This window comes from Thiobacillus sp. 65-1402 (genome assembly GCF_001897685.1).
GTDB lineage: Bacteria > Pseudomonadota > Gammaproteobacteria > Burkholderiales > Thiobacillaceae > Thiobacillus.
Genome location: NZ_MKUG01000108.1, coordinates 1 through 8,207 on the forward strand (window position 1 = coordinate 1; position 8,207 = coordinate 8,207).

General features: G+C 65.8%; 11 protein-coding genes. 6 read left to right on the plus strand and 5 right to left on the minus strand.

Features of this window, described 5'->3' with window-relative positions; genetic code table 11:
• Positions 1 to 85: 85 nt before the first annotated feature.
• Together BGO62_RS09090 and BGO62_RS09095 are read right to left on the minus strand one after the other, a co-directional pair.
• Positions 86 to 388, minus strand: a complete 303-nt coding sequence (locus BGO62_RS09090; RefSeq protein WP_296641562.1) for a YciI family protein — start codon at positions 386 to 388, stop codon at positions 86 to 88.
• Positions 388 to 1,005: a septation protein A gene (locus tag BGO62_RS09095; protein WP_296641563.1), complete on the minus strand. Its 618-nt coding sequence runs from the start codon at positions 1,003 to 1,005 to the stop codon at positions 388 to 390. The genes BGO62_RS09090 and BGO62_RS09095 overlap by 1 nt, the downstream gene beginning before the upstream one ends.
• A gap of 107 nt (positions 1,006 to 1,112) precedes the next feature.
• Between BGO62_RS09095 and BGO62_RS09100 the strand changes: the two genes are divergently transcribed.
• The 4 genes from BGO62_RS09100 to BGO62_RS09115 are packed head-to-tail and all read left to right on the plus strand — an operon-like array spanning position 1,113 to position 4,572.
• The gene (locus tag BGO62_RS09100; protein WP_296641565.1) at positions 1,113 to 1,976 is read left to right on the plus strand and encodes a 3',5'-nucleoside bisphosphate phosphatase; all 864 of its coding nucleotides are present in this window, start codon (positions 1,113 to 1,115) and stop codon (positions 1,974 to 1,976) included.
• A gap of 12 nt (positions 1,977 to 1,988) precedes the next feature.
• Entirely contained in the window at positions 1,989 to 2,612 is a 624-nt protein-coding gene (locus tag BGO62_RS09105; RefSeq protein ID WP_296641568.1) for an L-threonylcarbamoyladenylate synthase, read from the plus strand.
• 6 nt (positions 2,613 to 2,618) lie between these two features.
• On the plus strand, positions 2,619 to 3,323 hold the full coding sequence (locus BGO62_RS09110; RefSeq protein ID WP_296641570.1) for a site-2 protease family protein: 705 nt from the start codon (positions 2,619 to 2,621) through the stop codon (positions 3,321 to 3,323).
• Between the two features lie 46 nt (positions 3,324 to 3,369).
• On the plus strand, positions 3,370 to 4,572 hold the full coding sequence (locus BGO62_RS09115) for a tryptophan--tRNA ligase (RefSeq protein WP_296641572.1): 1,203 nt from the start codon (positions 3,370 to 3,372) through the stop codon (positions 4,570 to 4,572).
• Positions 4,573 to 4,591: 19 nt separating this feature from the next.
• Here the strand turns inward: BGO62_RS09115 and arfB are convergent, their stop codons facing one another.
• Together arfB and murI are read right to left on the minus strand one after the other, a co-directional pair.
• The gene (gene arfB, locus BGO62_RS09120) at positions 4,592 to 5,020 is read right to left on the minus strand and encodes an alternative ribosome rescue aminoacyl-tRNA hydrolase ArfB (protein WP_296641575.1); all 429 of its coding nucleotides are present in this window, start codon (positions 5,018 to 5,020) and stop codon (positions 4,592 to 4,594) included.
• 16 nt (positions 5,021 to 5,036) lie between these two features.
• The gene (gene murI / locus BGO62_RS09125; protein ID WP_296641576.1) at positions 5,037 to 5,834 is read right to left on the minus strand and encodes a glutamate racemase; all 798 of its coding nucleotides are present in this window, start codon (positions 5,832 to 5,834) and stop codon (positions 5,037 to 5,039) included.
• Positions 5,835 to 5,903: 69 nt separating this feature from the next.
• Between murI and BGO62_RS09130 the strand changes: the two genes are divergently transcribed.
• A complete protein-coding gene (locus BGO62_RS09130; protein ID WP_296641578.1) occupies positions 5,904 to 6,518 on the plus strand; it encodes a cation transporter in 615 nt (204 codons plus the stop codon).
• Here BGO62_RS09130 and queG read toward each other — a convergent pair.
• A complete protein-coding gene (gene queG, locus BGO62_RS09135; protein ID WP_296641579.1) occupies positions 6,515 to 7,573 on the minus strand; it encodes a tRNA epoxyqueuosine(34) reductase QueG in 1,059 nt (352 codons plus the stop codon). The two genes, BGO62_RS09130 and queG, sit on opposite strands and share 4 nt — an antisense overlap.
• Between queG and tsaE the strand changes: the two genes are divergently transcribed.
• A complete protein-coding gene (gene tsaE, locus BGO62_RS09140; protein WP_296641582.1) occupies positions 7,568 to 8,053 on the plus strand; it encodes a tRNA (adenosine(37)-N6)-threonylcarbamoyltransferase complex ATPase subunit type 1 TsaE in 486 nt (161 codons plus the stop codon). The genes queG and tsaE overlap by 6 nt on opposite strands.
• The last annotated feature ends 154 nt before the right edge of the window (positions 8,054 to 8,207 follow it).

Sequence of the window (8,207 nt, forward strand, 5' to 3'; positions counted from 1 at the left end):
CCCTTGTGCTGGGCGCTTTCGTCTTCCAGGGTGTAGGTTTCGGGCTCCAGCGCGGCGAGGCGCTGGCGGATCAGGTCGGCCGTGCTCATGCGGGCAACACTTTCTTGAAGGGTTTGACGCTGACCTCTGCGTAGACGCCGGCGGCCACGTAGGGATCGGCATCGGCCCATGCCTGCGCATCGGCCAGCGAGTCGAATTCGGCGACGATCAGGCTGCCGGAAAAGCCGGCTGCGCCAGGGGCGTCGCTGTCGATGGCGGGGAAGGGGCCGGCCAGCAGCAGGCGCCCCGCCTGCTGCAAGGCATGCAGGCGCTCAAGGTGCGCGGGGCGGGCGGCCAGCCGCTTGGTGAGACTGTCGGGTCCGTCCTGTCCGACGATGGCATAGAACATTATCGCTTTTCTTCCTTGTCCAGATATTTGGTCAGCATCATGCTTTGGCCGATGACGAACACCAGCATCAGCCCCAGACTGCCGAACAGCTTGAAGTTGACCCAGGCATCGGTCGAGAAGTTGAAGGCGACCAACAGGTTTGCAACCCCCATGAAGGCGAAAAATCCGCCCCAACTCGCGTTTAACCGACTCCAGGCAACGTCGGGAAGTTCCATTTGCGCGTTCATTAAACTTTTGATGACGTTGCGGCCAAAAGCGGCAGCGCCAAAAATGATGGCGGCGAAAATCCAGTACAGCACGGTCGGCTTCCATTTGATGAAGTTCTCGTCGTGCAGCCACAGGGTGGCGCCGCCGAACAGCACGATGATGCCGAGGCTGACCCACATCATGGTTTCCACCTTGTGGCCGCGCAGCTTGACCCAGCCGATTTGCCCGAAGCTGGCGACGATGGCGACCAGGGTGGCGAGGTAGATGCCGGGTTTTTCGCTGGCGCCCAGCGGCTGCGGCAGGCCGAGTCCTGCCAGGAAGGCGCGCGTGGCTTCGGCGTTGGCATCGCCTATTTTGTAGGCGATGAAGAAGACGATGACGGGAAAGAGGTCAAACAGTAATTTCTTCATTATGTTTGCGCTTGGCGACCGGCTGCAATTCGGGGGACTGCGTATTTTGCTATGATTCCCCCTCCCGACCAAGCGCTTTTGGCCCTCTCCGCCCGATCCGATCATCGATGCTCAATATCGATCTGCATTGCCATTCCAATATGTCCGACGGTGTGTTGTCGCCCGCCGAAGTCGTCGCGCGCGCCGCGGCGAATGGCGTGCACGCGCTCGCGCTGACCGATCACGACGACGTGGCGGGAATTGTCGCTGCACAGGCGGTGGCGGAGACGGCAGGGCTGAGGCTGATCCCCGGCGTCGAAATCTCGGTGAGCTGGGGTGGCCAGACCGTGCACATCATCGGTCTGCGCATCGATCCGCAGCATCCTGAACTGGCTGCCGGCCTGCACGGCATCCGCCGCGGGCGCGTCGAGCGCGCCCGGCGGATGGGGGACGATCTGGCACAGTCCGGCATCGCCGGCGCCTACGCGGGCGCCTGCGGCTACGCGGCCAACAAGCAGCTGGTGGGACGCACCCATTTTGCGCGCTGGCTGGTGGCGCAGGGCCACGTCCCCGACATGCGCACTGCGTTCAGGCGTTTTCTCACGCGCGGCAATCCCGGCTACGTCGAACACCAATGGACCACGCTGGAAAACGCCGTCGGCTGGATCCATGCCAGCGGCGGCACGGCGGTGATCGCGCATCCCGGGCGCTATGCGTTCAACGCGCGTGAACTGCACCTGCTGCTGGACGCTTTCCGTGCGCTGGGCGGCGAAGGCATCGAAGTCATCAGCGGCAGCCATCACCCCACCGAATACGGCAAGTTTGCCGACCTGGCGCGCGCGTTCAGCCTCAAGGCCTCGCGTGGAACGGATTTCCATGCGCCGGGCGAGGGCGCCGATATCGGCCGCCTGCCTGCACTGCCGCATTATTGCCAGCCGGTGTGGCAGGGCTGGCCGGAGCTGGCAACCCATTTTTCTTCTTCCCTGGCCTGAGCATCAGCATCTATGGCGCAATTTTTCAATATTCATGCCGGCAATCCGCAGCCCCGACTGATCCAGCAGGCGGTGGATATCCTCAAGCGCGGCGGCGTGATCGTTTATCCCACCGATTCGTGCTACGCGCTGGGTTGCAAGATCGGTGACAAGGAAGCGGCGATGCGGCTGCTGTCGGTGCGCGGACTCGACACCGGGCACGACCTCACGCTGATCTGCCGCGACCTGTCCGAACTCGGGCGCTACGCGCAGGTGGACAACACCCAGTTCCGTTTCCTGAAGGCGCACACCCCCGGCGCCTACACCTTCATCCTGCGCGGCACGCGCGAAGTGCCGAAGCGGCTGCTGCACAAGAAGCACGACACCATCGGCCTTCGGGTCCCCGCGCATCCTATCGTGCAGGCGCTGCTGGCCGAGCTGGACGAGCCAATCCTGTCGTCCACGCTGCTGCTGTACGGCGAAGATGTGCCGCTGACGGAGCCATGGGAAATCCGTGAGCGCCTGGAGCACCAGGTCGATCTGGTCATCGACGGCGGCGCCTGCGGCCTGACCCCGACCACCGTGGTCGACATGACATCGGATGTCCCGGTGGTGCTGCGCTTCGGCAAGGGCGACACCTCGGACTTCGAGGCCTGATCCTGCATGGAATTGACCCTGATCCAGAAAATTGCCGTGTTCGCGCTGCCGGTGATTTTCGCCATCACCCTGCACGAAGCCGCGCACGGTTACGTCGCGCGCTTCTTCGGCGACATGACCGCCGCCGCGGCGGGGCGCATCACCGCGAACCCGCTCAAGCACATCGACCCGGTGGGCACCATCCTGGTGCCGCTGGTGATCCTGCTGACCAGCAAGCTGCTCGGCGGCGGCGCCATCCTGTTCGGCTGGGCCAAGCCGGTTCCGGTCAATTTTTCCCGCCTGCGCCGCCCCAAGCAGGACATGCTGTGGGTCGCCCTGGCCGGCCCCGGCATGAATTTCGTCATGGCGCTGTTCTGGGCGCTGATGATCCAGCTCGGCCATGCGCTCGGCAGCGGTTTCGCCAGCGCGCCGCTGATGCTGATGGGCGCCGCCGGCGTGTTCATCAACGTCATCCTGATGGCGCTGAACCTGATTCCGCTGCCGCCGCTCGACGGCGGTCGCATCGCCGTCAGCCTCTTGCCGATGAAGCAGGCGATGCAGTTTTCCCGGCTGGAGCCCTATGGCCTGTTCATCCTGCTCGGCCTGTTGTTCACCGGCATACTCGGCATCATCCTGTGGCCGCTGATCAGCCTGTTCATCGGCCTCGTCGCGCTGGTCGCCGGACTCGAACCCTTGCAGTTGGCCCGCCTGATCCAGGTCGTGCTGGCCTGACCCCACATTACTCCCGACCCTTCGCTCTTAACTCTCGACTCCAAAAATGTATTCCGACCGCGTTCTCTCCGGCATGCGCCCCACCGGGCGCCTGCACCTGGGCCACTACCATGGCGTCCTGAAAAACTGGCTGCGCCTGCAGAACGAATATCAGTGCCTGTTTTTCGTTGCCGACTGGCACGCGCTGACCACGCATTACGACACGCCGCAGGTGATCGAGGATAACGCCCGCGACATGGTGGTCGACTGGCTCGCCGCGGGGATCGACCCGGCGCAGGCCACGCTGTTCGTGCAGTCGCGCGTGATCGAGCATGCCGAACTGCATCTCTTGCTGTCGATGATGACGCCGCTCGGCTGGCTGGAACGCGTGCCCACCTACAAGGACCAGCAGGAAAAGCTGGCCAGCAAGGACCTCTCGACCTACGGTTTCCTTGGCTATCCGCTGCTGATGAGCGCCGACATCCTGATCTACCGCGCCAACCGGGTGCCGGTTGGCGAGGACCAGATTCCGCACATCGAATTTACCCGTGAACTGGCGCGCCGCTTCAACCACATGTATGGCCGCGAGGCGGGATTCGAAGACAAGGCGCGCGCCGCGGTCAAGAAGCTCGGCTCGAAGAAGGCCCGCTTGTACGAGGAGTGCCGCACTGCCTATCAGGAGCAGGGCGACGAGGAGGCGCTGGAATCCGCCCAGGCATTGCTCAACGACGCCCAGAACCTGTCGATGAACGACCGCGAACGGCTATTCGGCTATCTGGAGGGCTCCGGCAAGATGATCCTCGCCGAGCCCGACGCGCTCTTGACCGAGGCGTCGAAAATGCCGGGACTGGACGGGCAGAAGATGTCCAAGTCCTACGGCAATACCATTGCCCTGCGCGAAGACCCCGAGACCGTCAGCAGGAAAATCCGCACCATGCCGACCGACCCCGCGCGCGTGCGCCGCACCGACCCGGGCAATCCGGCCAATTGCCCGGTGTGGCAATTTCACCAGGTGTATTCCGACGACGCGACCCGCCAATGGGTCACCGCGGGGTGCACCAGCGCCGGCATTGGCTGCATCGAATGCAAGCAGCCGGTGATCGACGCCGTGCTCGCCGAGCTCGCGCCGATCCGCGAGCGTGCGCAGTATTACGAGGACAACCCCGACCAGGTCCGCAACATCCTCGCCGACGGCTGCGAGAAGGCGCAGGAGCTGGCGCGCGACACCATGCGCGACGTGCGCGAGGCGATGGGGCTGACGTTCGGCTAGAAAAGCGCGCTGCGCCGGCTCAGTTGTTGTCCGTCCCTGGCTTCAATCCCCGCAGCTTTTTGGTTTCGCCCCGCCGCTGCTTGCTGTCCAGCCGTCGCTTTTTGGAAGCCAGCGTAGGTCGCGTGGGGCGGCGCGGCGTCTCCACTTCGCAGGCTTCGCGGATCAGCGCCAGCAGCCGTTGCCGCGCATCGTCGCGGTTGCGCCGCTGGCTGCGGTAGCGTTCGGCCGAGAGGATCAGCACGCCGTCGTGGGTGAGGCGGCTGCCGGCCAGGGCGATGAGGCGCGCGCGTACCGGGTCGGGTAGCGAAGGCGAGCGGGCGACGTCGAAGCGCAGCTGCACCGCGCTCGACACCTTGTTGACGTTCTGCCCGCCGGGGCCCGAGGCGCGCACGAAATCCTCCTGGATTTCGCGCTCGTCGAGTTCGATCCGGGCGTTGACCCGGATCATGCGCAGGGCTGGGCGGCTACCACTTCACCACATGCACGTTGTTGAGCGTGCGCCCCAGAAAGCGCTCGCCGATGGTCTGGAACCTGAGCGGCACGTCGGTGACGTAAAAGTCGTAGCGCGGCCGGGCCGGGCCGGGGTTGGCGAGCTTCTTCTCGGCCAGCACCGCGGCGACCTGCTCGGCCATGGCTTCGGCGGAATCGACCAGCGCGACCCCGTCGCCGACCACCTGGCGCAGCAGCGGCTTCAAGAGCGGGTAGTGGGTGCAACCGAGCACCAGGGTGTCGATGTGCTCGGTCAGCAGCGGCTTCATGTATTCCTGCGCGGTCAGCCGCGTCACCTCGTGGTCGAGCCAGCCTTCCTCCACCAGCGGCACGAACAGCGCGCAGGCCTGCGAATGGATGCGCGAGTCGGGCGCGTAGTCGTGGATGGCGCGTGCGTAGGCGTTGCTGTTGATGGTGGTGGGGGTGCCGATGACGCCGATCTTCCTGCCGCCGCGCGCCGATACCGCGCCGGCGTCGATGACGTCGAGCACCGGCACCGGCGACAGGTCCTTGACCACCTGCGCCGCCACCGCCGCCATGGTGTTGCAGGCGATGACCAGCAGCTTGACGTCCTTTTCCAGCAGGAACTGCGCGATCTGGGTGGTGAAGTGGGCGATGGTCTCGACCGACTTCACGCCGTAGGGGACGCGCGCGGTGTCGCCGAAATAGACGATGTTCTCGTAGGGCAGGCGCTCCATCAGCGCGCGCACCACCGTCAGCCCGCCGATGCCGGAATCGAATACGCCGATGGGGGAGTGTGCATGCGTGGACATGGGTGGCAGGATGGCGGGGTGACTAAAGACCGCATTTTACCTTCAGGGCCGTCTGCGGCGGCATCCGGCATGAGCGGCTGCGGCTGCGATTCGGTGTGCGCCGCGGCGCCGCCCGATCCGCGCTACCGGCGCGCGCTGTGGATCGCGCTGGTGCTGAACGCGCTGATGTTCGGCGTCGAACTGGCGGCGAGCTTTGCGGCGCAGTCAGTGTCGCTGCTGGCCGACGCGGTCGATTTTCTGGGCGACGCCGGCAACTACGGCGTCGCCCTGTTCGTGCTTGGCCTCGCGCCGGTGTGGCGTTCGCGCACCGCGCTGTGGAAGGGTTGGCTGATGGTCGGCTACGGCGTGTTCGTGCTCGGCAAATCGGCCTGGCAGTGGTCGGCCGGCATCGTGCCGGAGCCGGTCGTCATGGGCTGGGTGAGCCTCTTGGCGCTGGCGGTCAACCTCGGCGTGGCGGCGCTGCTGTTCGCCCATCGTGGCGGCGACGCGCAGGCGCGCTCGGTGTGGCTGTGCTCGCGCAACGACGCGCTCGGCAACCTGGCGGTGATGGCGGCGGCGGCCGGGGTGTGGGCGACGTCGCAGGGCTGGCCGGATATCGCGGTGGCGCTGGTGCTGGCAGGGCTGGCGCTGAGTTCGGGCGCGTCGGTGATCCGCCATGCGCGGGATGAACTGCGCGCGGCTTAAATCGTTTGCTGGCGCGCCAGCGCCCACGCCACGTGCTCGCGCACCGGTTCGGACGGGTGCTGCAGGCGGGTACCGAGTGCGGCCTGAATCTCCGGCGAGGGCGGCGCGTTGCCCAGCGCCACTGCGATATTGCGCAGCCAGCGTTCATGCCCGATGCGGCGGATCGGCGAACCGGCCAGGCGCTCGTTGAAATCCGTTTCGCTCCAGGCAAACAAATCCACCAGTTGCGCACTGTCGAGCCCGTTCCGCACGCCAAAGTCCGGCAGCGCGGCGGTCTGCGCGAAGCGGTTCCATGGGCACGCCAGCTGGCAGTCGTCGCAGCCGTAGATGCGGTTGCCCAGCAGGGGACGCAAATCCAGCGGGATGCTGCCCTTGAGTTCGATGGTGAGATAGGAAATGCAGCGCCGCGCGTCGAGCGTGTAGGGGGCGACGATGGCCTGCGTCGGGCAGACGTCGAGGCAGGCCTGGCAGGACCCGCAATGGGCGGTTGCGGGCGCGTCCACCGGCAGCGGCAGGTCGGTGTAGATCTCGCCGAGGAAAAACCACGATCCGTGCTGCCGGTTCAAGAGCAGGGTGTGTTTGCCGCGCCAGCCGAGGCCGGACTTGCTGGCGAGCTCCACTTCCAGCACCGGCGCGCTGTCGGTGAAGACGCGGAAACGGTGTTCGCCGATTTCCGCGCCAATTTTTTCGGCCAGGCTTTGCAGGAGCTTGCGCAAGACTTTATGGTAGTCGCGCCCGAGCGCGTAGCGGGAGACGTAGGCCGCGCCGGCGTCATCCAGCACCGCATGCGGGTCGGCAGCGGCGGGCGGAAAATAATCCAGCCGCGCGCTGATGATGCGGACGGTGCCGGGCACCAGTTCGGCCGGCCGGCTGCGCTTGACGCCGTGCGCCGCCATATAATCCATCTCGCCATGAAAACCCCGATCCAGCCACGCCTGCAAACCCGCTTCGGCGGCACTCAACTCACCGTCGGCAATGCCTACCGCGGCAAAGCCGAGCTCGCGCCCCCATTGCTTGATTTGCTGCGCCAGCCGGCTTAAATCCCGTTCATGCATAAACGCGATGATACCGTGCGATGCCGCTGCCATCTGGCCGACGAGGCTGCGACGCTGGCCTTCGGCGCGCGGCTGGCGCGGGAACTGACGCCCGGACTGACGTTCTACCTCGAAGGCGATCTGGGGGCGGGCAAGACGACCCTGGTGCGCGGACTGTTGCGGGCGCTGGGCCACAGCGGACGGGTGAAAAGCCCGACCTATACCCTGGTGGAAACCTATAGCCTGCCCGCATTTGAGCTGTATCATTTCGACCTGTATCGTTTGCACGACCCGCGCGAATGGCTGGACGCCGGGTTTCGCGATGTCGGCGGCGGCCAGGCGGTGAGCCTGATCGAATGGCCGGAGAAGGCTGCCGGCTGGCTGCCGCCGCCGGACGTGGTGGTCCGCCTGCGGATCGACGACGACAGCCGTGATGCCGAATGCGAAGCCACCAGCCCGCGCGGCGCCCGTTACCTGGAGGCATGTTGCACGCCCTGCTGAAAACTTTCCTGTTGTGCGGTTTGCTGGCGTCGGGCTGGGCCCAGGCGCTGCAACTGTCCGCCTCACGCCTGTGGCCGTCGCCCGATTACACGCGGATCACGCTGGAGGCGGCGCAGCCGGTCGCGCACAAATACTTCGCGCTGTCGAACCCCGA